This is a genomic window from Paenibacillus sp. PvP094, assembly GCF_040546835.1.
GTDB lineage: Bacteria > Bacillota > Bacilli > Paenibacillales > Paenibacillaceae > Paenibacillus > Paenibacillus illinoisensis.
This window is the reverse complement of the sequence record NZ_JBEPOM010000001.1, coordinates 3,883,081-3,909,049: the sequence shown is the minus strand read 5'-3', so window position 1 is coordinate 3,909,049 and position 25,969 is coordinate 3,883,081. Positions and strand designations below refer to the sequence as shown.

Genomic DNA, 25,969 nt, shown 5'->3' with positions numbered 1-25,969 from the left:
TCAAACATTTCAAGGATTAATTACCAAAACCAAGAAATTAAGACATTCCATTTAAAAATAAAGGAGACCTCGCCGCCGCCTAAGCGGCTTGCGAAAAGTCTCCCGTAGTTCTGTTATTCGAGGAAATCCTTAAGCCGTTTGCTGCGGCTTGGGTGGCGCAGTTTGCGAAGAGCCTTAGCTTCGATCTGACGAATACGCTCACGCGTAACTCCAAAGACCTTGCCCACTTCTTCCAGCGTTCTCGTCCGTCCGTCGTCCAGACCAAAACGAAGGCGAAGTACATTCTCTTCACGCTCTGTCAACGTATCCAGTACGTCTTCAAGCTGTTCTTTCAGCAATTCATAGGCAGCAGCATCTGCTGGAGCCAAAGCCTCCTGATCCTCGATAAAATCGCCCAGATGGGAATCATCCTCTTCACCAATCGGTGTTTCGAGGGAAACCGGTTCCTGTGCAATCTTCGTGATCTCACGCACTTTCTCCACACTCAGATCCATTTCAGCTGCAATTTCTTCTGGCGTTGGTTCGCGTCCAAGTTCTTGCAACAACTGACGGGATACCCGGATCAGTTTATTTATCGTTTCGACCATGTGCACCGGAATACGAATGGTACGTGCCTGATCGGCTATCGCACGTGTGATGGCTTGACGAATCCACCAAGTCGCATAGGTACTGAACTTATACCCTTTTTTGTGGTCAAACTTCTCTACGGCCTTAATCAGACCCATATTTCCTTCCTGAATCAGGTCAAGGAACAGCATGCCGCGTCCCACATATCGCTTGGCGATACTGACAACGAGCCTAAGGTTGGCTTCTGCCAGTCGGCGCTTCGCTTCTTCATCCCCGTTTTCAATCCGTTTGGCGAGCTCCACTTCATCATCCGCGGACAACAAAGGTACACGACCAATTTCCTTCAGATACATCCGGACTGGGTCATTGATTTTGATTCCCGGAGGCAAGCTCAGATCATCATCAAAGTGGAACTCATCGTCTCCCTCTCTGCTGTTGTTTTCTGAGTCATCATTAGGACGAAGCGTAACCTCTTCATCATTTTCGTTTACCACGTCGATACCCAGGTCACTTAATTGTTCGTAAAACTCATCCATTTGCTCAGCATCCTGCTCAAACGGGGAGAGTTTCTCAATAATTTCCTTGTAGTTCAATGAAGCTCTTTTTTTGCCTGATTCAATCAGTTGATCCTTAACCTGATCCAGCGTCAATTCTGTTTCTAGTTCAGTATGCTGATCATTCGCCATAACTCGACTCCCTCCTCCCTAGAAACATCCAACACACGGACATTTACTGTCTCTCTAGGGCAATCATTTCAATTGCGATTTGTGCCGCTCGTACAAAATCACCTGCACGCTCTGCAGCAATCATTTCTTCCTTTTTTAGATCGTACTCTTTTTTGCGCGGATATTTCAGCACTTCCCTGATACAATCATCGAGTATCTGAACGTTCCATTCACCCGGGCCATCCATCATTGAGATTGAGCTGACGGTTTTCTCCAATCGATCATCATGCAATGAGGACATAAAACGGCTTGTATCCGGCGATTTGCCTTGCGCATAATAGGCATATAGATAAGCAGCAATAGCTGCATGATCATCCAAGTTAAAAGCTTCACCAAGATGCTCATTCACATACTGTGCAGCCTCGTCATCCTGAAGCATCCAGGCAAGCAATTTGCGCTCAGCAGCATGGTAAGCCGGCAACAGATTGGGTGTAGGCACCTGCCTATTTTGTTGCCTACCATTATTCCACCTTTTCGGGTTATTATCCCCATACTGCTCGTTATTTTTCATGGACTGGCGCTCTTCATTACACTCCTGCTTCAGTGTCTCAAATGATACATCCACTTCAGCAGCCAGTTCACGCAAATACACTTCGCGTTCCGTAGGGGAAGATAAAGGCGCGATTAGCTTTACCGCTTCCTTGGAATAGGCGATCAGACCGCCGCCTTCTAGCAGTATATGGTTTTTTTTAAGGTTTATAAGCTTAAATTTTGTTGTGGTCACAGCACCGTCTACAATCTGGTTGCGAAACCGTTCACCACCGTACTTCCGAATAAAATCATCCGGATCAAGTCCTTCGGGTATAAGAGCCACCTTAACCTGCAGCCCGGCTTCTTCCAGAATGGGGAAGTTCTTAAGTGCAGCGGCCTGCCCTGCTCGGTCACCGTCATAACAGATAATGACTTCGTCGCACATGCCCTTGAGCATAAGCGCCTGATTCTCGGTCAGCGCTGTACCCATCGCCGCTACTCCGTTCTGGATCTCTTGATCCCAAGCGGAGATCACGTCGCCGTAACCTTCAAACAAAATAGCTTGTCTTTGTTTGCGAATTGCATTTTTGGCCTGATGCAGATTGTAGAGAACTCGGCTTTTGTTGAATAACCGGGTTTCCGGTGAATTTAGGTACTTCGGCTGCCCGTCTCCCAAAATGCGGCCTGCAAATGCAATCGGTTTGCCGCTTCTGCCATTAATCGGGAACATAACCCTGTCTCGGAAGCGGTCCACATAGCCCTGACCTTCACTCCGCTGCGACAGAAGACCGCCCTTTTCCATCTCTTCAAGTGGAAAGTTGCGCTTCTCCAGAAATTGCACCAACGTGTCCCAACGATTCGGCGCATAACCAATCTGGAACTGGTCAATCAGCTTGTCGCTAAAGCCCCGCGAGCGTAAATACTCCATGGCTGCTTTTCCATGCTCTGTATTTTTCAATAAGAAATGATACAGCTTTGCAGTTAGCTCATACGCCTCCAGCAGACGTTCGGTCTCGGGATTTACATGAGCGGATTCACGCCCTTGCCAGTCCCCCATCGAGATGTGACTTTCTTCCGCCATCGTCTTGACAGCCTCGGGAAAGGATAACCCTTCGATTTCCATCCTGAATTTGATGGCATTTCCACCCGTGCCGCAACCGTAGCAATAGAAAATTTGTTTCTCTGGTGTAACTGTAAACGAAGGCGTCTTCTCGGAATGAAAAGGGCAGAGGCCTTTCATGTATTTCCCCTGCTTGGTCAGATGCACAAATCGGCTCACCGTATCGACAATATCATGCTGCTGTAACACCGATTCAATAATGCTTTCGGGTATACCGCCTTGTCCGGTACTCATCTCTGGCCACCTTCATCTCTTTCAGCACGTAAATATAATTCGCTAAACTTACACATTCTCCTGCAAATCTTTCAAAAGTTTTGTCAGTTTATGTTGAAAAATTTCCCGATCCTGCTCTGTGAAAGGCTTTGGACCCTTCCCATAATGCCCTCTTTTCCGTGCTTTGGCAGCAGTATGGCGGGAATCGAGCATAAAATCAATGTCACGATCATTAAATTCGCGACCACGAAATGATAAAACATAACAACGTTTGCCAAGCGCGAGTGCTGCCAGTCCATAATCCTGTGTAATGACGATATCACAGGGCTTGATATGATTGGCGATGTACAGATCCGCACTCTGATCACTGCGGTCCACCTGCACGGTACGCACCCCTTCTCCTCCCTGAAGCAAATGATCAAAGGAAGATACTAACAATACGGGGATATCAAAACGGCGGGCCGTTTCTGCAATCTCGGCTTTCACCGGACAAGCATCTCCGTCCACAACAATCTGGCGTACATTCAACTCACTCAACCTCAGGATCACCCGGCTTCATAAAATAGCTGCATATTGTTATATACGACTTCCGCCAGCGAAATTCCTTCTGACCAGTCAAGGTAAATCAAAGGCTAAAATACGGAACGGCTGTTAAAAATAAAATTTCACAACCTGTTCCGTATATTTATACCCTCATATATCCTTCTTTAATACTGAATTTGAAGTGTATGCTCTAACCCGTCAGTGCCGGGATATTATACTAACACCAATTTGGAGAAATCGGCAAATCCTTTCAAGTCACGATCGATAGCTGCGAGCAGAGCCAAGCGATTGGCACGGACTGCTTCATCTTCGGCCATAACCATTACGGAATCGAAGAATGATGTTATGGCTTCCTTCCAAGCTGATGCAATCGCCAGCGCTTCCGCTGCATCGTGCTGCGACAAGGCTTTGCGATATTCCTCGTTGGTTCTGTTCCAAGCTTCATGCAGCTGCTTCTCGCCCTCTTCGGTAAACAGTTCAGGATGAACAGAAGCATTCGACGCTTTGGCAGCTAGGTTACCCACCCGGTTGAAAGATTCCACTGTTGTTTTGAACGCATCATTGGTTTGAACAGCGGCCATCAAGGCCTCGCCTTTTGGAACAATGGCACTAATATCATCGAATCCGGCAGAGATCACGGCATCAACTACATCATAACGGACGGTCTCGGACAACAGTTTTTTCACACGAAGACCGAAGAAGTCCTGGAGATCTTTACGAACCTCTTCATCTGCACGTTTCAAAAGGTTCATCTGAGCATGTACCTGAAGCGCAACCCCGAACACATCGGAGAGAGTCAGTGGAAGCTGATGATCCAGCAAGATTTGTACAATACCCGCGGCCTGACGACGAAGTGCATATGGATCCTGGGATCCAGTCGGAATGATATTGATGGAGAAACAGCCCACGATGGTATCCATTTTATCTGCAGCACTTACAATCGCACCTACGAGTGAAGCAGGAGATTGGTCTCCGGCAAAGCGCGGCTGATAGTGTTCAAATACCGCTTTGGCCACTTCTTCCTTCTCGCCTGCCTTGCGAGCGTAATCCTCACCCATGACACCTTGCAATTCAGGGAATTCACCAACCATCAGTGTAACCAGGTCAAACTTGCAGATATCTGCAGAGCGGCTCACCGATTCGGCAACGTCAGCAGAAACCTGCAACTTGGATGCGAGACCGTCTGCAATTTTGCGAATACGGCGTACCTTGTCACCAACGGTACCCAGTTCCTCTTGAAAGACAATGCTCTCCAGTTTGGACAATGCGTCCTTAATCTCGAGCTTCTGGTCTTCTTCGTAGAAGAACTTGGCGTCGGACAGGCGGGCACGCAGTACTTTTTCGTTACCTTTGGCGATGACATCAAGTGAATCACTGCCTCCGTTACGAACGGTTACAAAGTAAGGCAGCAATTGTCCTGCACTATCCAGTACAGGGAAGTAACGCTGATGCTCACGCATCGAAGTAATCAATACTTCCTGAGGGATATTGAGGAATGAAGGATCGAACGTTCCGAACAATACGGTTGGCGTTTCCACCAAAAACAGTACTTCCTCCAGCAAATCTTCCTTGATGGCAATATCCCAATTTTTCTCAGCAGCCAGTGCCTGAATCTGGGAAACAATCATTTGCTCCCGTTCCTTGATATCTGCAATAACATGTTCGGAACGCAGCAATTCGACGTAAGAAGCAGGGTTAGTAATCACGGTCTCTTTACCAAGGAAACGATGTCCCCGAGTTACATTCCCGGATTTCACACCTGCAACTTCAATATCAATAACCTCGCTACCAAGCAGAGCGACAATCCAGCGAATCGGGCGGACAAATTTAAAATCATATGAAGCCCAGCGCATGAATTTAGGGAATGTCATGGCGTGCAGAATTGACAGCAATCCTTCACCGATTACAGATGAAGTCTCTACACCTTTACTGCTCTTGGTTGCATAGATATACTCGACTCCGCCGAGTTCCTTAAACGTAAACTGATCCGGATCAACACCTTGACTGCGTGCAAATCCGAGTGCTGCTTTGCTCCAGTTGCCGCTCTCGTCAAGTGCAATTTTACGGGAAGGGCCTTTCACTTCTTCTTCTACATCCTCTTGCTTCTCGGCAACATTCTGAATCATGACAGCCAAGCGACGTGGTGTAGCATAAGCGTTTACCTCACCATGTGTTATGCGGGATGCATCCAGCCATTTCACAATACGATCCTGCAGCTGTTCTATCGCCGCGCGCAAGAAACGTGCAGGTACTTCTTCCAGACCAATTTCAAACAACAGATCCTTAGACATGCTCGGCTCCCCCTTTCTTAATCAGCGGGAAGCCAAGCTTCTCGCGCTCTTCCACATATGTTGCAGCCACTTGGCGTGCCAGATTCCGGACACGCGTAATGTAACCGGTGCGTTCTGTAACACTGATTGCTCCACGAGCATCGAGCAGGTTAAACGTATGGGAACATTTCAGCACATAGTCATATGCCGGAAATACCAGATTCTGTGCCATAGCTTTATTCGCTTCTTCTTCATGCATGTTGAAGAGGGTAAACAGCATCTTCACATCGGATACTTCAAACGTATATTTGGAGTGTTCAAACTCAGGCTGCAGGAATACATCACCATAGGTGATTCCCTCTACCCATTCCAGATCAAACACATTTTCTTTTTCCTGAATGTAAGAAGCAAGGCGCTCCATACCATACGTAATTTCGACAGCTACCGGGTTCGTCTCAATTCCACCGACTTGCTGGAAGTATGTAAACTGTGTGATTTCCATACCATCAAGCCAGACTTCCCAGCCGAGGCCTGCGCAGCCCAGAGAAGGATTCTCCCAGTTGTCTTCAACAAAACGAATATCATGTTTAAGAGGGTCAATGCCCAAACGTTTGAGACTTTCCAGGTAAATTTCCTGAATGTTGTCTGGTGAAGGCTTAATAATGACTTGGAATTGATGGTGCTGATACAGACGGTTCGGGTTTTCTCCGTAACGTCCGTCGGAAGGACGACGGGAAGGCTCTACATAAGCTACTTTCCAAGGCTCTGGTCCAAGTGAACGCAAAAAGGTCATCGGGTTCATGGTACCTGCCCCTTTTTCCGTATCATATGGCTGGACAATAATACAATTGTGCTCGGCCCAGAATTGTTGCAGCGTGAGAATCATCTGCTGAAAATTCATAATCATGCTCCTTTTCAATGGGTTTATTGGCAAGCTTAGAATACTTCCGATCGCACAGGCGTCAATCGAAGCCCGACGTAGAACGGACAAACCGCGTTTTGCGAGAGATTCCCGGAATCTATCCACCAGCCTTGCCGGAAAATAATTCCACAATCAAAAAAAGCCCTCGCCCTACGCCTGTTGTCCAGACGTAGGGACGAGAGCTACTCCCGCGGTTCCACCCTACTTGGCTTGTGTACAAAACAGGATAACCTGTTCACGCAAGCCCACTTTTCCGTGTCCATTCATGCTCCCGAGTGCCATTTCACAGACCCATTCATCCCGGCTTGCACCATCCCAGGCTCGCTCGATTATCGTAGTCAAGACCGTTTGGCCTATCTACGAGAATAATAAATCAGGTCCCCTACTCTCTCGTTCAATGCATGTCTCCAAAAGAGAAATTATAGTCCATAATAAATAAAAAAGAGTGCAAAGTCAAGTGAATCTTGTCATACCCAGAAAACACACCTTAAATCCCGTATTTCTCCATCTGATCGAGAAAAGAACGGGATTTTAAATTGAGACCCAGCTGGTGATCCATGAAGGCTCTCATGATCTTCTTCATTTCATCTCTAGTGGCCTCACTGACGGATATGTTGCCCAGTCGCTGCAAATCCAGCTGTGCAAATAACCGCAGTAACCTTAGAGCTTTGGGACTTACAGACAACGCGGGTGGATCAAAGTGTTTACAGGCTCTGCACAGCACACCACCGAGCCTTGGACTTACAAACAACTGTTCATCCGGCCGTTCCTGGCCGCATGAAATGCATTCATCAAGCGACGGGCCGTAGCCCGCCGATTGTAATATTTTCATCTCATAGAGACTGGTAATGACGCTGGGGTCCTTCTCTTCCTTTAACGCCTGAAGGCAAGCCTTAAGCTGTTTGAACCAGAAAGCACCTGTTTCCTCATCCTGCAGGACCCGATCCAGCAGTTCACATGCATAGGATGCATAAGCTGCTTTAACCAAATCTTCCCGCAGCTCATGATATGACTCCATGATTTCGCCCGCATTTAGTGTCCCCAAGCCCGTGTTACGGAAATATACGTATTGACCGTACGTAAACGGCTGCACCAGCGCAGCATGTCGGCTTTTGGGCTTTTTGGCACCACGGACGAGCACGCCTACTTTTCCACCACTTTCGGTGCAAAGCGTAATAATTTTGTTTCCCTCGCCGTAGTCCATGCTGCGGATGACAATCCCTTCCACCCTGTATAGCATGCCTCGTCACCTAACCATTCCCGAATCAGCCAATTAACCTTCGGCTTCTTCATCTTCTATCACTTCCCCTGCAGTATCAGACTCCTGTCCTGTTGGCGCACAAGCCTCGGTATACAACAAATAGGACTCCACATCCCCCGTCATTGCAAAAACCTTCCACGAAAAATCTCGCATCAGAATTTCATCCTCTCTTCGGAAATGACGTCTGCATCTACCAGTTAGGATGGAGTCTTGCAAGGTAAACTATGTGTTGCAATTAATGGATACTTGTTCGATTAAACGTCACGGTGGAAGCCGAGATCACGCAGAACGCGATCCTGATTTCTCCAATCCTTTTTCACCTTAACCCACAGATCCATAAAGATTTTCGAACCCAAAAGGTTTTGAATATCCGTACGCGCACGTTTACCCACTTCTTTTAACAGGGCCCCCTGTTTACCGATAATGATCCCTTTTTGAGAGTCACGCTCTACAAAAATAACGGCCGAAATGTATACTACCCCGTTGTCCTGAACCTTCATATCCTCGATGGTTACAGCAATGGAATGCGGGACCTCTTCCCGGGTCATTTGCAGAATCTTTTCCCGAATCAGCTCCGCACAAACGAACTGTTCCGGGTGGTCTGTAACCTGATCTTCTGGGTAGTATTGCGGTCCTTCCGGCAAATACTTGCCGATCTGATCGAGCAGAGTACTTACATTGCTGCCGAGCTTGGCAGAGACCGGTACGATTTCTGCGAAATCATGCAGCTTGCGATACTCCTCAATAAGCGGCAGCAGCGCTTCCGGTTCGATTTTATCAATTTTGTTCATCACCAAAATGACAGGAGTCCGAACATTTTTCAGTTGTTCTGCGATGTAACGGTCACCACCGCCCATTCCTTCGGAAGCGTCAATCAGGAACAGAGCTGCTTCCACTTCCCCGAGTGTATTCAAGGCAGTCTGGTTCATATAGTCACCCAGCTTGGATTGCCGTTTGTGAATACCCGGTGTGTCCAAAAAGACAACTTGCTTGTCTTCGGATGTGTAAACGCCGTGTATTTTATTACGAGTGGTTTGTGGCTTGTCCGACATAATGGCTATTTTTTGGCCAATAACCTGGTTCATCAAAGTCGATTTACCAACGTTAGGACGTCCAACAATAGCTACAAAACCCGATTTAAATGCTTTTTTCTTCATATGTTCCTCCTCAGGCGCCTAGGCCTGGAATAGTTTATTTTTTTGCAAAATCCAAATCTGACGGACCAAAAGCCCAAGGCAGCAGCTCGGCAACCGTCGTTTCCTGCAGGTCACCATTCAAGTTGCCCATGATGACTTTCATATCCGGCTCACACAGCTCAACCATAACCTGGCGACACACGCCACATGGCGCGATTGGACCTTCCGTATCTCCTACAACGGCAATGGCCTTGAAACTGCGAGGCTTCTGCCCCCCTGCGATCGCACTGAAAAGTGCTGTTCGCTCCGCGCAGTTGCTTGGTGTATAGGCAGCATTCTCAATATTGCATCCATGATGCACATTGCCTTCGCTATCGAGCAGAGCTGCTCCTACGCCAAAATGGGAATAAGGTGTGTACGCTTTGGCACGTGCCTTAATGGCTTCTTGCATGAGCTGTTGATTATCCATAATCCAAATCTCTCCCTCAGGTTATCACTAAAATAAACTTCTTGTTATAGCAGGCTTATCAGAAACCAAGCCAATGTAAAACCGGTTTGAAGAACACCATACATCCGATGACTACAGCGAACACCGCCGCCAGCAAAACTGCGCCAGCCGCGGTGTCTTTCGCCGCTTTTGCAAGCGGATGAATATGCGGATGTGCCAGATCTACCGCTGCCTCTACAGCCGTATTCATTAATTCGGTCACCAGGACCAGAAAGATGGCTGTCAGCACAAACATCCAGTCTGTCCTCGAAATCCCGAAGGTAAATCCTGCCGAACACATGATGACGGCTACTCCCGAATGAACCCTTACATTTCGCTGTGTCCGAAAACCGTATACGATTCCTTCTGCCGCATTGCGGAACACCAGACTCCAGGAGCGCCTTTTCATTATCGTGTCAACCCGGCCTGGGCGAGTACAGCTTCCTGTTTGCCCATCATTTCGGCTTCGCTTGCTTCGTCCTGATGATCATATCCGAGCAGGTGCAGGAAACCGTGCACAAACAGGAAACCCAGCTCACGTTCAAATGAATGCCCGTATTCTTCACTTTGCAGGATCGTACGAGGAACGGAGATAATGATGTCACCGAGAACATCTGGCATCTCCTCCATCTCTTCATCCTCATCCAGTTCGTAGATGATGTCCAGTTCCTCATCCATAGTTTCATTCATGGCAAATGACAGCACATCTGTCGGACGATCGATTCCGCGGTAATCGCGGTTCAGCTCATGAATCTGAGCATCATCCACAAATGTGAGAGCAACTTCTCCATCGGCCACGCCTTCAGCTTCTCCTGCCAGGTTCAGCAATTGCTCCAGCATTGCAATCATCTGTTCAGTAATTTCTTTATCCTGTTGATCATTATTCCATGCCAGGTTAAGACTCATTCTTTCATAACTCCTGTCTGCTCATATTAGTAAGTCAACCTGCTTCAGGTGAGGTCGGCTTCGGTTTTTTGATCTCTTCCGGGTATTCAATCCGGGAGTGGAAAATTCCCATTACCGTCTCTTTCAAGGTCTTTGCTACGATATCCAATTCACGCATGGTGAGATCACAATCGTTAAACTGATGATCATCGAGACGCCCCTTGATAATCTTCTCAATCATGGATTCCACTTGTTCCACAGTCGGTTTGCGTAGGGATCGAACTGCTGCTTCAACGCTGTCTGCTATCCCCACGATAGCCGATTCCTTGGATTGGGCTTTTGGACCTGGATAACGGAAATCTTCTTCTGTAAAGTCAGGCTCCACTCCCGCTTCCTCGGCTTGACGCAGCGCTTTGTGATAGAAGTAATGGAGGAAGGTTGTCCCGTGATGCTGCTCCGCAATATCCCGGATCGGTTTCGGGAGCTTGTAATCCTTCTGCATTTCCACACCGTCCCGTGCGTGCGCAACGATAATTGATTTGCTCAATTTGGGATCAATGGAATCATGAGGGTTCTCCATATTGTTCTGATTTTCAATGAAATATATCGGTCTCTTGGTCTTGCCAATATCATGGTAATACGAACCTACTCGGCAGAGCAGACCATTCGCTCCAATAGCCTCGGCCGCGGCCTCCGACAGGTTTCCTACCATGACACTGTGATGATATGTGCCCGGTGTTTCCGTCAGCAGTTTTCGCAATAACGGGTGGTTCGGGTTGGACAGCTCCACCAGCTTCAGTGCTGATAGTATACCAAACGATGTTTCGAAAAACGGCATAAGCCCAATAACGAGAATCGCTGTTAATACACCACCTGCAAAAGCAAATCCAACGCCGTACAGCGTTGTAGTACGGTTCCAATCCCCCGTATCAATCAATGACAGTGTAAAGACGGCAATTGAACCAAACAGGCAGACCATGATGGCCCCCTTTAAGATGGTGGATCGCTGGCTTGCCCGGTATGTCGCGAATATAGCAACAAAAGACACCAGCACCGCAAAGAAGCCAAGCTCAAAATCAAAAATCTGACCTTGATGTGTATTCAGGATGATGCTTGACAACATGCCAATGATGATCGAGCAAACGAAAGCAAGCGATGTATCCAGCAATAAGGCAATTAACATCGCGCCCACTGCAACTGGTGCAAGGAAGCCGACATATGACTTGTCTGCTGTCTGGATGAATGCCGTTACATGCATAAGCACAATCGTAATAATGAAAATGAGTACAAGCATCAGCAGCTGTGCATTATTATATTTGAAATGCGTTCCGCTGAATTGCTGAATATACATCAGAATTGCTGCCGACAGCAGACAAGACAGCATGAGAAGACCCAGCTGCGGCCAGTAGTTCACTTCGTTTTTCAACAAATCATTTTCATCAAGAAGCGCGTACATTTCGGGGGTTATCATTTCGCCCTTGGCAACCAGTGTATCACCTTGCTTGATATAGACGGTCTGTGTATTTTCACGAGCCTGTACCTTGGCTTCCTTAGTCCCCTCTTCATCATAGAAACGGTTGGACGTTACTACAAGGCGGGCGAGCTCTTGAACAACCTCACGCTGCGTACGCTTGCTAAGGGAACTTACACTTACCATTTCGGCAACTTTTGCCCTTGCTGTCGTAGCATCACTGATCTGATCCGTCATCAATCTGGACACGATATCCCGTCCAACGGACTTCATCTCCTGGATATCCTCCGAGGTCAAGCGAGATATCTTGATATAGGTTTCTTCCGGAATTCGGTAGCTTTGCTCCTGCACCACGTTTCTGATCTCTTCCAAAAGAGTTTCGGAATATGTACCCGCTTTCCGATTGTTATTGATAAAGTTGGACACAAAATCCTTCTGCCGCTGCGGAATCTCATCACGATAGATATCAATCTTGTCCTGACTGGAAATCTGGTCATCCTGATTCAAACGGTCAATACGGTCCAGCAGGGTGGTCATCAAATTTTCGTTTCGCAGCTGCACAATTTGATAGATCGGCTGTACACGCTCAGCAGCTTCTTCCTGAGCTTTCAGCGTTGCCTTCGTGTTTGGAATCTGCATGGGCGCAGCAATATCCACTTCGCTTCGTGTGCCTTCCTGAATGTCATACCGCTCGGGAAGCAGCTTGGAGGCCAGACTGAAGTAGAAGAGAATCACCAGAAACAAAAACAGAAGATAGCGTGCCCACACGCTATACTTCCATCCTGTGGTTCTATTCTGAAAAGATTTGCCTTTTGACAGTTCCTTCGAGGTCACTTTAGACAATCCCTTCTATTCTTGATTTTCTGCGGCGTGGTTGTATGCAACGATAATTTTTTGGACGAGGGAATGCCGTACAACATCTTGCTCGGCAAAATAGACAAATCCAATTTCTTCAACTTCGCTGAGTATCGTTTTTGCTTCCACCAGTCCAGACTTTTTGCCGCGAGGTAAATCAATTTGCGTTACGTCTCCGGTAATGACCATTTTGGAACCAAAACCAAGACGGGTCAAAAACATCTTCATCTGCTCCGGCGTCGTATTCTGGGCTTCGTCCAAAATAATGAACGAGTCATCGAGTGTACGCCCCCTCATATATGCCAGTGGCGCAATTTCGATCAAACCACGCTCCAGTGCCTTGGCCGTTTGCTCTTGTCCCATTACGTCATACAAGGCGTCGTACAAAGGCCGCAGATAAGGGTCAACCTTTTCCTGCAGGTCTCCAGGCAAGAAGCCCAGGCTCTCGCCCGCTTCGACAGCAGGCCGTGTAAGCACGATGCGCTTGACGCTGCCTTCCTTGAGTGCTGCAACCGCCAGTACAACGGCCAGATAGGTTTTACCCGTACCGGCTGGACCGATGCCGAATACAACATCACGTTTTTTAATTGTCGTAACATAGTGCTTCTGTCCAATGGTTTTAACACGAATCGGTTTGCCACGGTAAGTCGTCGTAATTTCACCCTTGAACAGATCAAGCAGCTGGTCTGCACGCAGATCCTTGGCCAGTTCAATGGCATAGCTGACGTCTCGTTCGGTTAGCACATACCCGTTTCGCACCAATTGCAGTAACACATCGAATAATTGTTCCAGCGATTCCACATTCTTTGTATTGCCGTGAATCACAATTTCCGCTTCGCGTGAAGCGATCTGGGCGGGAATCTCGGATTCAATCAGTTTCAGAAAAATATCTTGGGGTCCAAAAAGAGATTGACCCTCTCCCGCACTCTGGAGGGAGATTCGTATGCTGCGTGTTTGTTCTGACAAATAGCCTCATTCTCCTTGACTATGGACTAACGGAAGTTCTTCCGCAATGCTTTCTTCCACTTCAAATAATACTTTCATATAAACTTTACCATTCTCTTTCTTCTCATGCAAAATTTTTTCACTTAAAATTTTCGTTCCTTTGCCATTTTTGGCGATAATATCGTTTCTGGCTCCCTCCAGCCCTTTCGTTCGGGCCCACTCCACCGTCTTTTGTTCCTCTTGCTGCGTGGTCTCCATATCGGTCTCAGTCAACCATCCCATCGGAAGCGTGAAGGATCGCCACGTCAGCGGCTTATGATCACTCGCCGTATTGAAGGAACTGAAAGGCGTCTTCCCATATCCCCAGAGCTGAACAGCCCAATCCCCAAGCACAACATAGAAACGTTCCTTACTCTCTCCTGTCATGGTATTATGCTTCTGCACGAGAGGCACTTCCACCTCATATTCACGCCATACGAGTCCACGAACCTCGCCTTTGGCCACAACATTCTCCGTATTCTCTTCATCACCCAAAATACCCGATATTAATACCTGACCTTTCTTAACACGCGTATCCTTCTGTACGACAGGACGCCCCTGTTCTGCGTATATCTGAGTAACGACTGCATCCGATTTGCTCACCAAGTGCCTTGGATTCAGCAGCGGTTCACGCTGAGGCTGTGCAGACTCTACAACCTGAATGGTAATGGTTGTCCCCTCTTTGCTCACACCGATCCAGGTTACGTCGGGAAGTGCCAAAGCCAGCTGTCTGGAAAGCTTGTCCTGACTCTGGAGCCTGAACCCCCACTGGAAAGGATATATCCCTTCTTTTTTGGCTGCAGCAAGCACCACATCGGTGGGGATCTTCACATTCCCCTTCACCTCAACATTCCAGACCATTGATGATAGTGCAAACATGGCAATCACGAAAAGCACCATGCCCCCGAGGAAGAACTTTCTTTTCATTAATCTGGCCATAAAAAAAGGAATCCCGCTGCGGTCCGTCACCTTCACCCTGCAGCCTGTCCGCTTCAACAAAGGACGCAGCCTAAAAAAATGCGGCAGCAGAATATTCATCTCTGCCTTGCGTCCATCATGGGCACGCAGGTTCCACACTTCCAGTCCCTGCTCTGCCACCATGTTGATCAGCGCTTCGATGTCTCCCCCAGTGACCGTTATTCGGACTGCACCTCGCAGTTTGTACAGACTGGGCTGTTTCATCCGTTTCCCTCCGCTCCATTCATATGTATATCCAGAATTGTTCCTTCCACCGCCACTTCATCCGGCAAAATATTGCGAATCATCAGATCAACGCCTTTAATCTCGAGCTGACCCTGGGTCAATGCCAGAACAATGCGATTCGGCGTAAAATGGATCACACCGCGATGATTTTCGATATACAATTGCTTGCTGCCGATCAGGGTTAACCGTGGCATATCATAAAGCACGTCCTGCGGCAAATCCAGCACCTCACTGGTCCATCTGCGCAGCTTGCGGCTGATCCGGGTCATACGAAGGTCTTCCCCCTTCCTCTACAGTTCAACTTATGCGGAGAATCATGATTTTATGAAAACTACAGCTTCTGTTAGATCATTAATTCTTTAAAAAGGAGCACAACAAAAAAAGCCGTCTCTGGCATATTGCTCACCAGAGACGGCTCTATTCCCGTCCAATAGCTTGACTTGCTACAGTTTCCCTCGCGTACCGAACGGTTGCTTGGAACGGGGAGAACCCAGTACTTCTGCCCATAATACACCCGTGCGAATATCCGCCGGTCGGAGCGGAGACGCTCCCGATTCATCGGTGCTAGACTCATCCCAGCCGGAGTCAGACACAACGGGTCTATTTGCAGAAGAAATGCGATTCAATCGCTCTTCAATCAAGCGCTGCTGTTGTTCCATTCCTCTCATCTGTTCCTCTAGTGAATTTTCCATGGCGCTCATAGAGCCCTCACTTCTGTAGTCACTTGCGGGGCGAGAAGATGCAGCAGGTTCCGAATAAGGCTGATCATAACGATCTTCATATTGCTCTTCGTCATATCGATCGTCATACTGTTCATCATAACGGGGATCTGCTGGTCCGGAAGACTGCTGTGGAGATGAGTTGTCTCTCGAGCGATCATCCCGTTCTGAATTACCGCTGCCTCCAAATGTAGGCATCCCGTTGCCAGGACGCTTTTTGTTCGGATCAGCCGATTTGGCGGCTTTTCCCAAGAAAGAGAAGAGCGCAAAACCGATGACGGCCACTATATACAGATTATCAAAAATCCATTCAAATAGGCCCATATGCACTCACCGCCTATCTTCCGTTTTTGGAATCACCCTGATCATTGGAATTCGAACCTTCACCAGGTTTTCCCAAAGTATTGCGCATTTGAGTATCAGCCTCAATATTTTTCAGGTTCATGTAGTCCATAACCCCGATTTTACCGCTACGAAGTGCTTCGGACATCGCCAAAGGTACTTGGGATTCAGATTCAACCACACGCGCTCTCATTTCCACTACTCGTGCCTTCATCTCTTGCTCTTGGGCTACAGCCATTGCGCGACGTTCTTCCGCTTTCGCCTGAGCGATGCGTTTGTCAGCCTCAGCCTGCTCGGTTTGCAGGAACGCACCAATGTTCTTACCTACATCCACGTCCGCAATATCGATGGACAGGATTTCAAAAGCTGTACCTGCATCCAGACCTTTGGACAATACAGTACGGGAGATCAGGTCCGGATTTTCCAGAACGTCTTTGTGGGAATTCGAGGAACCGTTTGTACTTACGATACCTTCACCGACACGGGCAATGATCGTCTCTTCACCAGCACCACCGACGAGACGGTCGATATTGGCCCGAACCGTAACCCGAGCTCTAACTTTAACTTCAATACCATCTTTGGCTACCGCAGATACAATTGGTGTCTCGATGACACGCGGATTAACACTCATTTGTACAGCCTGCAATACATCACGACCTGCGAGGTCAATCGCTGCAGCACGTTCGAATTCCAGCGGAATGTTTGCACGCTGAGCAGCAATCAGAGCGTTTACTACACGGTCAACGTTACCACCCGCCAGGAAGTGACTCTCCAGTTGGTTCATTGAAAGCTGAAGACCGGCTTTGGTTGCTTTAATCATTGGATTTACGATTCGGCTAGGTGTTACACGTCTGAGTCTCATCGCTACTAGTGTAATAATTCCGACACGTACACCGGATGCAATGGCCGAGATCCAGAGCATTACTGGGAAAAAGCTGAAGAATACGCTCAATACGATAATGGCAACTACCGCAACGAGCAAAACCGTAATCAAGGTTGGTTCCATAGTCAAAATTCCTCCATTTGCACTTAAATTTTGTAAAAAATCATCTTAAAAGATTAAAATATTATGCTGCTAATTTTAGAAAAACACCATTCGGCAAGCAGCACTGCCTTATGGTTATGTACACTGCCGAAGCCCATCAGAACTCCGGCAAAACAAGCATCTTACACCGGCAAAGCTTGTTGGACCACAATCCGGGTGCCTTCGGCTTTAACCACAATAATCGGTGTATCAACTGGAATAAAGTCCCCGTCCGAAACCACATCAACCCGTTCCCCATTAAATATTGCTGTTCCAGAAGGACGAAGTGGAGTCAGGCTGATCCCTTGGAGACCAATCAGTTCTTTACGTTCTGTCGCAGATGAATAACCTCGATCGGCAGACAATCTGTCACTGAGTATAAATCGATTCCATATGCCTCTGTCTTTAAACAGTATCACCACGATGGCTATAACCACCAGCGCTGCTCCGAAAGCAATTCCCAGTGATACAAATGCATCACTTGTGTCATAAGCCGCACGCACGACACCAGCCACAAGCGCAATGGATCCCAGTATGCCCAGGATACCAAAGCTTGGAATGAACATCTCCAGAATCATCATGATGAGTCCAACCGTAAACAGCACCCATGTCTCTGCTCCTGCAAATCCAGCAATGTAGTTCCCTGAGAAATAGAGGACAAAACAAACAATCCCCACAATACCAGGCACTCCGAATCCGGGCACAATCAGTTCAATGATTACACCTGCAATTCCCAGGAACAAAAGAATAGTCATCACCACAGGATTCGTCAGAAAAGAAGATATGTTCTCTGCTGCAGTTCTCTCCACAGTAAATACATCGTCCTGACCATAACCCAGCCATGCTGCTGCCTCTTCCGGAGTTGAGCTGATGTGGTCCGCATATCCCACTTTCAGCGCCTCCTCGGCTGATAAGGCAATAATTTCACCCTTTTGCTTCGTTTTGTTGATCTTCGGCATCTCCACAACCATGTTGACATCTGTCATTCCGGCAGCAATATTGCCATCACGGCCGCCTTGTTCAGCCGCTCCCTGCATTTTGCTCTTCCAGAATGCAACCAGCTTCGGATCATCCACATGCTTACCCGTGCTGTCCACCATCGCTGCCGCACCAATCATACTTCCTGGCGACATTACGATCTTATCTGCATTCAAGGCCAGAAAACTTCCGGCCGAAGCAGCATCTCCGCGGACAAAAGCAACGGTCTGAACAGGACTTTCCTTAATCAGGGTACCCAGCTCTTCCGCCGTATCGACCCGTCCTCCCGGTGTATTGATATCGAGAACAATCAGGCCAGCATTCATCGATTCAGCTTCCTTGAAGCCACGCTCCATAAACTTGCCTAGCCCCTGCTCGATTGGTTTATCAACCGGAATAATATATACGGCGCCGCTCTTTTCAGCTGCATGTGCAGACGGCGATCCAACCCACAGAGGAAGCAGCAACGTTAGCAGCATCATGAGCAACAATGGCCCCGCAAGCCTCTTCCGGCGCTTTCCCTTCACAATAATCCCCCCTTTTCCATTATTGTTATACTGTCCAGCTTATGGTATTTATTACGTACAATGCAACATTTCGTTTCAAAATCTTAAAATTATATTTGAAAGCCAGAGGAATTGCAAGATATTAAATCTAATTTTATGTATAATAACCATTTTAAAGTAAATTTTTTGTCTGTTTTGAAAATTGTACTGTTTCTTTATCCTTTACATCGAATTCTCCCATGCTAAATCTAATGAAGTCTGAAGTGTACATTCAGTACCATGTAAACAGGAAAAAACACCCCCTGACAAGTCAGGAGGTGTTCATTGATTGCTTTATTGCAGAAATTGTTGAACTGCTTGATTAACCAGTTTGCCGTCCGCTTTGCCTTTAACTTTCGGCATAAGGGCCGCCATGACTTTCCCCATCTCGGCTTTCGAAGAAGCACCGGTTTCCTGGATGGTCTGCTGTACAATAACTTTAATTTCTTCTTCGGTAAGCTGTGCGGGAAGGTACTGACCAATTATATCAATTTCCGCTTTTGCATTTGCCGCGAGTTCTTCACGGCCCGCTTTGTCAAATTCTTGGAGGGCATCTTTGCGCTGTTTGATTTCACGACTCAGGATATCAAGCACTTCGTTGTCATCCAAAGTTCTTTTCAAATCTATTTCAAGATTCTTGATCGTCGAACGAATCAACCGAATGGTGGAGAGCTTGAACTTGTCCTTGCTCTTCATCGCTTGCTTCATATCTTCGTTCAATCGTTCGCTAAGATTCATGTTGTTCAAATCCTCCTAAAACTTTCTCTTACGAGCAGCCTCGGACTTTTTCTTGCGCTTTACGCTTGGCTTCTCATAATGCTTACGTTTCTTCACCTCAGCCAAGACGCCATCTTTAGCGATGGAACGTTTAAAGCGACGAAGTGCAGCATCAATAGTCTCGTTTTTGCGAACTTTAGTTTCAGACACCAGTTTTCCCTCCCTCCGACCAGACCGTCCAAGAGCAATAACACGGTTCATCACCTTTCATTATAGGCGAAAGGTAATAAAGGTGTCAACCTTAACGTAATGATCACTTTATTTATGCGAATCACAGTGCTTCTTTTTTCTCCACCCAACAGGAGATGTAGAGCACAGGATCCATTATGATTTGTGCGAATCCGATAGGCTTGTCAGCGCACCGAGTCTGGTGCCTCCAAGCAGATGATAGTGCAGATGATGGACGGTTTGTTCCCCATCTTTGCCGCAGTTATTAATCAAACGATAACCGGACTCATCGACCCCAAGGCGTTTCGCTGCTTCCTGTGCTGCCAGATGAACCTCACCAATCAGTGCTATATCATCTGCTGTCACATCATTCATGGAAGCAATATGTTTTTTCGGAATAACGAGGACATGTGTCGGTGCAGCGGGCTGGATGTCGTGAAAGACAACCACATGTTCATTCTCCAAAACTTTATTGGAGGGAATGCTGCCCTCTACAATTTTGCAAAACAAGCAATCCATTGTTCATACCCTCCTTTGATTTGAAGATTTATGTATGCCTCTCTATCATACCGCAAGTGAAAAGTGACGTCCAATCTCACATGGAAAATAGTTAAACTCAATAAGCTAGCCTCTTTGCTAGCATGCCATTAACCCCCCCTTACAATTCTCATTCACTATTCGTTGATGAATAGCACAAAAAAAGACCTTTCTACATCCATGTAGGCAGCAGCATGTTGCCAGGATGAGAATGGTCCTTATGATTTGTTTAAAATCCTATTCCGACATTCAGTCCTTCATTAATAGTATGGTAGCAGTGTTAATGCAGTCAGCCCGATCAAGGGAAGCACCAGTCTGTTAAAACGTCTGCGACCGTAACCATAGTATGGATAGGGATATGGATATGGATACGGGTAACCGTACCCCGGATAATATCCACGAGCATGAGATACGGGATAACCTGCTCCCGGCATCGCGTTTGGTCCCCAATTTGCATGATGCGCGGCTTCAGGACCAACAGGCACTGCCAAATAAATCATGTCGTCATCCACATTTTCCATAATACCGTCATAATGACTTCCATCCTTCATCTGTACACATACATAACGATGAATGTGTTCCTTACAGATCTTCTTCGCTTCCAACTTCTCCACTTCAGTACGCCTCCCTTATCGTGCTTCATCACCCTTTCATGGTATTCAGATCTGGGCGAATTGACACTAAAGGAACAGGGCAAAAAAAAAAGAAGCACCCCATGAGCGGATTTCGAATGAAATCAGCTGCCGCGGACGTCTGACCGGGAAGCTTCCTGATCAAACGTCCGCCGGGGTACTTTACATAAGGTATGTCGGCTTGACTGTAGTATAACAGCTGGTTGAACCTGTATCTGTGAGGTAACTCACTCCAATTCACAAGATTCAATTTAAATATCCTCTTATTTTACAGTGGAAGCAAGTCAATACCGATTCTCCTGCTGTTAAAGTCAGATAACTTTATTAGCTTTCGGAGCAGGCAAAAAAATCTGTATATTAGAGACTCTCCAATACTACCCGGGAACCGCCTCCCGCTTCGCTCGCAGGAATAACAACCAGCTTGCGCGGCAGACGAGCCCGCAGTTCCGGTACGTGGCTGATGACCCCGACGGCCAAACGGTCATCATGCAATTTCTCAAGCGATGTAATGACCGTATCCAGCAGATCCGGGTCCAATGTTCCAAATCCTTCATCCAGGAAGAAGAATTGAAGCGGGTACTGGCCGCGCAGCTGAATCTGTGCGGACAAGGCGAGTGCCAGGGACAACGAGGTCAAGAAGGTCTCTCCACCAGATAAAGTGGATACCGGACGCTTAACTCCGCCGTTGGCATCATCGCAGATGACAAATCCACCGCCCGAATCCACCTCGAGTGAATAGCGCTGCTTCGTAAGAAAACGCAAACGCTGTGACGCAGCTTGGCTAACCTGCATGAGTTGCTCTTCTGCAATATACTCTACAAATGCATTGCCTCTAAAGGCTGCCTGCAGTTTGCTGAGCTGCTCCCCGTGATGACTCACTTCTACCCGTTTGTTCTCCAATTCGGTCCAGCGAACGTGACGCTGCTGAACATCTTCCAGATCCCGTTCTGCACGAGCCTTCGCACTTAGCGCAGCTTCATCCTCAGCACGTCGTAACTTCAGACGTTCTGTGCAGGCTAACCACTGCTCTTCGGACACTTCTGCTCCACCCAGCTTTTGCTCCAGTTCACGCAGCTGGGAAACCAGCTCACGTTCCCTTTCACGATGATGCTGAATCTCTGCTGCCAGTCGCTCAGCCTCGTCTGCAGGAATCGCTGCCTCCAGAACGGCTTGTTCAGAGTCAAATGGAGATTGATCAAGCAATTGCTGCCAGCGTGCCTGCGCCTGTTCCAGATGCTCCGATGCTGAAGTCAGGGCCTGTCTGGCCATGACGTCTTTCTTGGCAGACTCCTGTTTCAGGTTGTCCGCTTCCTTGAAGCGCCGGGCCGAGTCGGCTGCTGCTTTTCGCAGCCCATCCAGCTGTGACTGCGTGACAGCGATGAGCTCTTCTACACGTTGTTCGCCCACCCACTGGCGCAGTCGTTCTTCCTTCTCGGCCAGCTGTTTACGGTTTCCCTGCCACTCGGTTTGCCACTGGATCAGCTGTTTGTCCAGTTCAACCAGCTTTTGTTGGAGGGACTGTACGGACTGTTCCTTTTCTTCCAAAAACGTGACACTCTTGTTCAGCCGTTCCTTGATGTCTTCGGCACGTGCATCGCGTTCCTGCATCGCCTGGTGAAGGGCGACAGCCTCCTCTGGGGCGATGCCGGGCAGTTCTGCGGCCCAGCGGCCTTGCAATGCCGCCGCTGCTGCCTCGCTTTCGGCCAGCTTGCGCTCCGCCTGGACGAGACCGGCACGGCCGGCCTCCTGCGCGGCTGCCGCCTCCATGCGGCGCTGCTGCGCACCCACAGCCGCCTGCTGCAACGCGGCGGCTTGCGCCTGCACTTGCGTCGCGGCGTCAGCCAGCGCACGCGCGGTCTCGCGCAGCGCAGCGGCACGCGCCGCCCAGTCCGCAGGTGAGTGCCCGTGTACGGGCAAACCTGCGGGCTCTTGCTCCGCTGCCGCAGGCGCGGCCTCGGCTGCGGCCGGTGCTTCGCCGGCCGCGGCGCCAAGCTGCGTCAGCAGGCTGCGACGTTCGTGCAGCTGCTGGCGCAGCCCGAAGCGCAGCTCCTGCAGCTCTGCCTGCAGGCTGCGCAGCAATTCCAGGTCCGCATCGCCTGCGTGCGGACCTTCTCCCGGCGGCGCAGCCGGGAGCGGGTGGTGTGCGGAGCCGCACACCGGGCATGGCTCGCCGTCACGCAGCTCGGCGCGCAAGGCGGAGGAGAGCCGGTGCAGCTCCTGCTCGCGCATCGAGCCGCGCAGCTGCTCCTCCGCGCCGGCCAGCAGGCTTTGTTCACGGCCGATGTCCTGCTCACAAGCAAGCATGGCCTCCAGACCCGCCGACGCCTGTTCAATCAACAGCTTCCGCTGTTCTTTCAAGCGTTCCTCTTCGCCTATCGCTGCCTGAAGTTTGCTTTCTGCCAGGCTGGCAGACTGCTTGTACGTCTCCATCTCAGCCTGGTTCTGACGCAGCTGCTCTGCTGCCGTATCCAGCCGATGCCGAAGCTCCAGCGCAGCTTGCAGTTGTCTTCGCTCCTCTGACTTGACTTCATTTGGCTTCAGACTTTCCTGCAATTCTTCCCGTCGTTTTCGTCCACGCTGCTGCAGTTCTTTTTCCTTCTCCAGCTGCTGGCCATGAACTTCCTGCTCAGCCTGTCCTTTCTCCAGAAGCTGCTTCAAACGTGCGCTGTCCTCCAGAAGACTGTCTCGTTCCCGCTGCAGCTCTTTGGCCTGTTCCAACTGCTCCAGCCGAAGCAGCAGCTTGGGTTCGCCCTCAGCCAGCTGTACACGTGTCGTTTCGGCCTTTTCTGCTTCAAGCACAGATAATCGTTCGTGTTCCACGGCTTGTTCATGTGCAGCAGAAGCTGCAGTTTGTCGCAGCTTCTGCTGGGTAACTGCATCCCGCATCGTCTGAAGCGCGGGCAGTATAGCATCTGCTGAGCTTGACTGTTTCAAGCGCTGCTCCCCGGTTTCGATTTGCGGTTCGAGAGCTTTGAGCTTATGTTGTTCATCCAGACGCTTCTGGCGTTCATGACTTAATTCACGTATTTTACCCAGCTGTTCCGCTTCCTTCACAGCTTCATCCAGTGTCTGACGGGAGAGCTCCGCATGCTTCACGGCCTCCTGCAGAAGACGTTTGGTTTCTTCCAGCGTTTCTTGACTTGCATTGCCAAGACCCTGCTGCTCTGCCAAGAGCGCTTGATGAACCATATCGTTATCCTTCACGCGCCGGCTGAGCTTAATGGCAAGCTGATCCCCGTACTTTTCCAAATGAAACAGCCGCTGCAGCATCTGGCGTCGTTCACTACCTTTCAGCGATAGAAACTCAGCGAATTTCCCTTGAGGAAGCACTACAGCCCGCGTAAAATCATCCATTTTGAGCCCGATCACTTCTTCCACACAGCGGTTCACATCAGCTAGCTTGTCAGCGAGCACCTGTTCCTCTCCATTTACGGTCTCAATAAATTTACTGATCGTATTGCTTACCGATATTTCGTTATTTCGCTTAAAACGCCGTTCCACCCGAAATCTTCGCGCTCCTTCAGCTGACGACAGTTCGAAGGTAAAAGCGACTGCGAGGGCATCCTCAGCATGATTCATAATCCCCTGAGTTCCGTTAACTGCCCGCTCGACCTTTCCGTACATGGCAAGAGTAATGGCATCCAGCAGGGAAGACTTTCCGCTGCCCGTTGGGCCGAAAATTCCGAATAATCCGGTTTCCGTCAGTACCGTAAAATCAATCTCCTGAGCTTCACGATAACTTTGCAATCCGGCCACTTTTAATAAAATCGGCTTCATCTTCCTTCGACCTCCTCACGCACACCTGGCTCGTCCTCGTCCACCAATTCAAGGAATAGCTGTACCAGACTGTCCTCCGGCTGTGCCCCGCCCGTCTGACGCTGGTAGAACTTGCGGAACAATTCATGCACAGGCAGCTCGGAACGCTGCTCCAGCAATCCGGCAGCGGCCATCTCCGGATACACCGGACGGATATGAATAATGCCATCATGTGACTTGCGCAGCTGCTGGATCTCTTTGAGTGACATGGCATCGTCCAGCCACACTTCCATATCAATGAATGCTTGGGCGTCTCTTCCCTCTTCCAACCAGCGATACACCTCGGCCAGACCTCCGCGTGCCTTCCAGCGCACTAGGGGGCGTCCACAGGACAACAGCACTTCTTCTACATTCGGAGTTCCGCCTGGCGCCAAATCCACCATCGTTACCGATTTGCTCTGTCCTGCTTCCGAGAAGCTGTAGGCCAGCGGCGATCCGCTATACCGAATCACGCCGTCCCCTTTCACAGCCTGAGCGCGATGAAGGTGTCCAAGTGCTGTATATTGGGCACCGATCGATAGTGAAGATGGGTCTACTGTGTAAGCCCCGCCCACCTGAATTGGGCGCTCCGAATCGCTTTCAACCCCGCCCAGCACATATATGTGACTCATCGCCAAATTCACCGTATCCGGACCAAATGAGTTAGCCAGACGCTGCATGAGCATGCCAACCCGGCGGCTATAAGCTTGACGAAGCACATTTTCATCACCATCCGTGGTGAGAACTTCATTAAGCCTTGCCTCTGAAGGATAGGGCAGTGCAGCAATTTTGGCAGTCTCGCCTGTTCTAGGCGCATGAATAGTCACCGCTTCCGCCGTTGGCATACCCACAAGTGTAATCCCCTGTCTGTTTACAAGTGGTGTCACAGAGGCTACCCGTTCCGGCTGATCATGGTTACCTGCAATGACTACCAGTGGTCTTCCCCGCTCGGTAAGCCTGGCTGCCGCCTCGTAAAACAGCTGCTCTGCCGAAGCAGGCGGATTGACCGAGTCATACACGTCGCCAGCCATCAACACTGCATCAGCCTGCTGCTCATCTGCCAGTCTAACAAGTTCATCGACGAATTCTTCCTGCTCACGCAGCCTGCTTCTTCCTTCCAACGTTTTTCCCAAATGCCAGTCACCGGTGTGCAAGATACGCATATTCCGTTCATCCCCTCTCCCTACAAAAACCTAATCATAAGAGTGCCTATCCCTAAATATTAGAAGCTCATTCCTGAATGTCACTAGCCAATGCGGAAACAAAGGGGACACCATCGTTTCTAAGAAACCGATTCGTCCCCTTCGTGACTTTCATCGTCAATCGCAAGCACATATAA

25 protein-coding genes are annotated in these 25,969 nt (G+C 48.9%); all 25 read right to left on the bottom strand.

Going from position 1 to position 25,969, the window contains the following annotated elements:
* Positions 1–113: 113 nt before the first annotated feature.
* On the bottom strand, positions 114–1,253 hold the full coding sequence (gene rpoD / locus ABIC22_RS17945; RefSeq protein ID WP_095289908.1) for an RNA polymerase sigma factor RpoD: 1,140 nt from the start codon (positions 1,251–1,253) through the stop codon (positions 114–116).
* Between the two features lie 43 nt (positions 1,254–1,296).
* The gene (gene dnaG / locus ABIC22_RS17940; RefSeq protein ID WP_095289907.1) at positions 1,297–3,117 is read right to left on the bottom strand and encodes a DNA primase; all 1,821 of its coding nucleotides are present in this window, start codon (positions 3,115–3,117) and stop codon (positions 1,297–1,299) included.
* A 48-nt stretch (positions 3,118–3,165) separates the two neighbouring features.
* Positions 3,166–3,633 carry a YaiI/YqxD family protein gene (locus ABIC22_RS17935; protein ID WP_371859954.1) on the bottom strand — a complete coding sequence of 156 codons (468 nt, stop codon included), beginning with the start codon at positions 3,631–3,633 and terminating at the stop codon, positions 3,166–3,168.
* A gap of 218 nt (positions 3,634–3,851) precedes the next feature.
* A complete protein-coding gene (gene glyS, locus ABIC22_RS17930; RefSeq protein WP_354482817.1) occupies positions 3,852–5,930 on the bottom strand; it encodes a glycine--tRNA ligase subunit beta in 2,079 nt (692 codons plus the stop codon).
* Positions 5,923–6,810, bottom strand: a complete 888-nt coding sequence (glyQ, locus tag ABIC22_RS17925) for a glycine--tRNA ligase subunit alpha (protein WP_095289904.1) — start codon at positions 6,808–6,810, stop codon at positions 5,923–5,925. The genes glyS and glyQ overlap by 8 nt, the downstream gene beginning before the upstream one ends.
* A gap of 222 nt (positions 6,811–7,032) precedes the next feature.
* A complete protein-coding gene (locus tag ABIC22_RS17920) occupies positions 7,033–7,173 on the bottom strand; it encodes a hypothetical protein (protein ID WP_153979453.1) in 141 nt (46 codons plus the stop codon).
* A 145-nt stretch (positions 7,174–7,318) separates the two neighbouring features.
* A complete protein-coding gene (recO, locus tag ABIC22_RS17915) occupies positions 7,319–8,071 on the bottom strand; it encodes a DNA repair protein RecO (RefSeq protein ID WP_095359490.1) in 753 nt (250 codons plus the stop codon).
* Between the two features lie 33 nt (positions 8,072–8,104).
* Positions 8,105–8,245 carry a YqzL family protein gene (locus ABIC22_RS17910; protein WP_095359491.1) on the bottom strand — a complete coding sequence of 47 codons (141 nt, stop codon included), beginning with the start codon at positions 8,243–8,245 and terminating at the stop codon, positions 8,105–8,107.
* 101 nt (positions 8,246–8,346) lie between these two features.
* Positions 8,347–9,249 (bottom strand): GTPase Era, encoded by a 903-nt coding sequence (gene era, locus ABIC22_RS17905; protein WP_095289897.1) that lies wholly within the window; start codon positions 9,247–9,249, stop codon positions 8,347–8,349.
* Between the two features lie 34 nt (positions 9,250–9,283).
* Entirely contained in the window at positions 9,284–9,697 is a 414-nt protein-coding gene (locus ABIC22_RS17900) for a cytidine deaminase (protein WP_354482812.1), read from the bottom strand.
* 58 nt (positions 9,698–9,755) lie between these two features.
* Positions 9,756–10,124, bottom strand: coding sequence for a diacylglycerol kinase family protein (locus ABIC22_RS17895; protein ID WP_354482809.1), 369 nt, complete (start codon positions 10,122–10,124; stop codon positions 9,756–9,758).
* Positions 10,124–10,621, bottom strand: coding sequence for an rRNA maturation RNase YbeY (ybeY, locus tag ABIC22_RS17890; protein ID WP_095289891.1), 498 nt, complete (start codon positions 10,619–10,621; stop codon positions 10,124–10,126). Before ybeY ends, ABIC22_RS17895 begins: the two co-directional genes overlap by 1 nt.
* 34 nt (positions 10,622–10,655) lie before the next feature.
* Positions 10,656–12,905 carry an HD family phosphohydrolase gene (locus tag ABIC22_RS17885; protein WP_183522215.1) on the bottom strand — a complete coding sequence of 750 codons (2,250 nt, stop codon included), beginning with the start codon at positions 12,903–12,905 and terminating at the stop codon, positions 10,656–10,658.
* Between the two features lie 15 nt (positions 12,906–12,920).
* The gene (locus ABIC22_RS17880) at positions 12,921–13,892 is read right to left on the bottom strand and encodes a PhoH family protein (RefSeq protein WP_095289887.1); all 972 of its coding nucleotides are present in this window, start codon (positions 13,890–13,892) and stop codon (positions 12,921–12,923) included.
* Positions 13,893–13,898: 6 nt separating this feature from the next.
* On the bottom strand, positions 13,899–15,092 hold the full coding sequence (gene yqfD / locus ABIC22_RS17875) for a sporulation protein YqfD (protein ID WP_154895113.1): 1,194 nt from the start codon (positions 15,090–15,092) through the stop codon (positions 13,899–13,901).
* Positions 15,089–15,382, bottom strand: coding sequence for a sporulation protein YqfC (gene yqfC, locus ABIC22_RS17870; RefSeq protein ID WP_095289883.1), 294 nt, complete (start codon positions 15,380–15,382; stop codon positions 15,089–15,091). The genes yqfD and yqfC overlap by 4 nt, the downstream gene beginning before the upstream one ends.
* Positions 15,383–15,556: 174 nt before the next feature.
* A complete protein-coding gene (locus ABIC22_RS17865) occupies positions 15,557–16,156 on the bottom strand; it encodes a hypothetical protein (RefSeq protein ID WP_127537752.1) in 600 nt (199 codons plus the stop codon).
* A gap of 13 nt (positions 16,157–16,169) precedes the next feature.
* On the bottom strand, positions 16,170–17,180 hold the full coding sequence (gene floA / locus ABIC22_RS17860; protein WP_095359498.1) for a flotillin-like protein FloA: 1,011 nt from the start codon (positions 17,178–17,180) through the stop codon (positions 16,170–16,172).
* Between the two features lie 161 nt (positions 17,181–17,341).
* The gene (locus ABIC22_RS17855) at positions 17,342–18,658 is read right to left on the bottom strand and encodes an NfeD family protein (RefSeq protein WP_127537980.1); all 1,317 of its coding nucleotides are present in this window, start codon (positions 18,656–18,658) and stop codon (positions 17,342–17,344) included.
* 357 nt (positions 18,659–19,015) lie between these two features.
* The gene (locus ABIC22_RS17850; protein WP_095289878.1) at positions 19,016–19,459 is read right to left on the bottom strand and encodes a GatB/YqeY domain-containing protein; all 444 of its coding nucleotides are present in this window, start codon (positions 19,457–19,459) and stop codon (positions 19,016–19,018) included.
* A gap of 15 nt (positions 19,460–19,474) precedes the next feature.
* Entirely contained in the window at positions 19,475–19,648 is a 174-nt protein-coding gene (gene rpsU, locus ABIC22_RS17845; protein WP_005547957.1) for a 30S ribosomal protein S21, read from the bottom strand.
* Positions 19,649–19,822: 174 nt separating this feature from the next.
* Positions 19,823–20,185 carry a histidine triad nucleotide-binding protein gene (locus ABIC22_RS17840; protein WP_095289876.1) on the bottom strand — a complete coding sequence of 121 codons (363 nt, stop codon included), beginning with the start codon at positions 20,183–20,185 and terminating at the stop codon, positions 19,823–19,825.
* Positions 20,186–20,463: 278 nt separating this feature from the next.
* Positions 20,464–20,817 carry a hypothetical protein gene (locus ABIC22_RS17835; RefSeq protein WP_354482801.1) on the bottom strand — a complete coding sequence of 118 codons (354 nt, stop codon included), beginning with the start codon at positions 20,815–20,817 and terminating at the stop codon, positions 20,464–20,466.
* Positions 20,818–21,192: 375 nt separating this feature from the next.
* Positions 21,193–24,612 (bottom strand): AAA family ATPase, encoded by a 3,420-nt coding sequence (locus ABIC22_RS17830; RefSeq protein WP_354482798.1) that lies wholly within the window; start codon positions 24,610–24,612, stop codon positions 21,193–21,195.
* The gene (locus ABIC22_RS17825) at positions 24,609–25,793 is read right to left on the bottom strand and encodes an exonuclease SbcCD subunit D (RefSeq protein ID WP_354482795.1); all 1,185 of its coding nucleotides are present in this window, start codon (positions 25,791–25,793) and stop codon (positions 24,609–24,611) included. Before ABIC22_RS17825 ends, ABIC22_RS17830 begins: the two co-directional genes overlap by 4 nt.
* Positions 25,794–25,969 lie beyond the last annotated feature (176 nt).

What these genes read in the sequence shown, in the direction of transcription:
- ABIC22_RS17825 (WP_354482795.1), bottom strand. Translation starts at nt 25,793, where the DNA reads ATGCGTATCTTGCACACCGGTGACTGGCATTTGGGAAAAACGTTGGAA.
- ABIC22_RS17910 (WP_095359491.1), bottom strand. Translation starts at nt 8,245, where the DNA reads ATGCGAGATTTTTCGTGGAAGGTTTTTGCAATGACGGGGGATGTGGAG.
- ABIC22_RS17830 (WP_354482798.1), bottom strand. Translation starts at nt 24,612, where the DNA reads ATGAAGCCGATTTTATTAAAAGTGGCCGGATTGCAAAGTTATCGTGAA.
- era (WP_095289897.1), bottom strand. Translation starts at nt 9,249, where the DNA reads ATGAAGAAAAAAGCATTTAAATCGGGTTTTGTAGCTATTGTTGGACGT.
- ABIC22_RS17855 (WP_127537980.1), bottom strand. Translation starts at nt 18,658, where the DNA reads ATGATGCTGCTAACGTTGCTGCTTCCTCTGTGGGTTGGATCGCCGTCT.
- ABIC22_RS17895 (WP_354482809.1), bottom strand. Translation starts at nt 10,124, where the DNA reads ATGAAAAGGCGCTCCTGGAGTCTGGTGTTCCGCAATGCGGCAGAAGGA.
- recO (WP_095359490.1), bottom strand. Translation starts at nt 8,071, where the DNA reads ATGCTATACAGGGTGGAAGGGATTGTCATCCGCAGCATGGACTACGGC.
- ABIC22_RS17840 (WP_095289876.1), bottom strand. Translation starts at nt 20,185, where the DNA reads ATGGATTGCTTGTTTTGCAAAATTGTAGAGGGCAGCATTCCCTCCAAT.
- floA (WP_095359498.1), bottom strand. Translation starts at nt 17,180, where the DNA reads ATGGAACCAACCTTGATTACGGTTTTGCTCGTTGCGGTAGTTGCCATT.
- ABIC22_RS17865 (WP_127537752.1), bottom strand. Translation starts at nt 16,156, where the DNA reads ATGGGCCTATTTGAATGGATTTTTGATAATCTGTATATAGTGGCCGTC.
- ybeY (WP_095289891.1), bottom strand. Translation starts at nt 10,621, where the DNA reads ATGAGTCTTAACCTGGCATGGAATAATGATCAACAGGATAAAGAAATT.
- dnaG (WP_095289907.1), bottom strand. Translation starts at nt 3,117, where the DNA reads ATGAGTACCGGACAAGGCGGTATACCCGAAAGCATTATTGAATCGGTG.
- ABIC22_RS17850 (WP_095289878.1), bottom strand. Translation starts at nt 19,459, where the DNA reads ATGAATCTTAGCGAACGATTGAACGAAGATATGAAGCAAGCGATGAAG.
- ABIC22_RS17900 (WP_354482812.1), bottom strand. Translation starts at nt 9,697, where the DNA reads ATGGATAATCAACAGCTCATGCAAGAAGCCATTAAGGCACGTGCCAAA.
- rpoD (WP_095289908.1), bottom strand. Translation starts at nt 1,253, where the DNA reads ATGGCGAATGATCAGCATACTGAACTAGAAACAGAATTGACGCTGGAT.
- glyS (WP_354482817.1), bottom strand. Translation starts at nt 5,930, where the DNA reads ATGTCTAAGGATCTGTTGTTTGAAATTGGTCTGGAAGAAGTACCTGCA.
- glyQ (WP_095289904.1), bottom strand. Translation starts at nt 6,810, where the DNA reads ATGAATTTTCAGCAGATGATTCTCACGCTGCAACAATTCTGGGCCGAG.
- yqfC (WP_095289883.1), bottom strand. Translation starts at nt 15,382, where the DNA reads ATGACCCGGATCAGCCGCAAGCTGCGCAGATGGACCAGTGAGGTGCTG.
- yqfD (WP_154895113.1), bottom strand. Translation starts at nt 15,092, where the DNA reads ATGAAACAGCCCAGTCTGTACAAACTGCGAGGTGCAGTCCGAATAACG.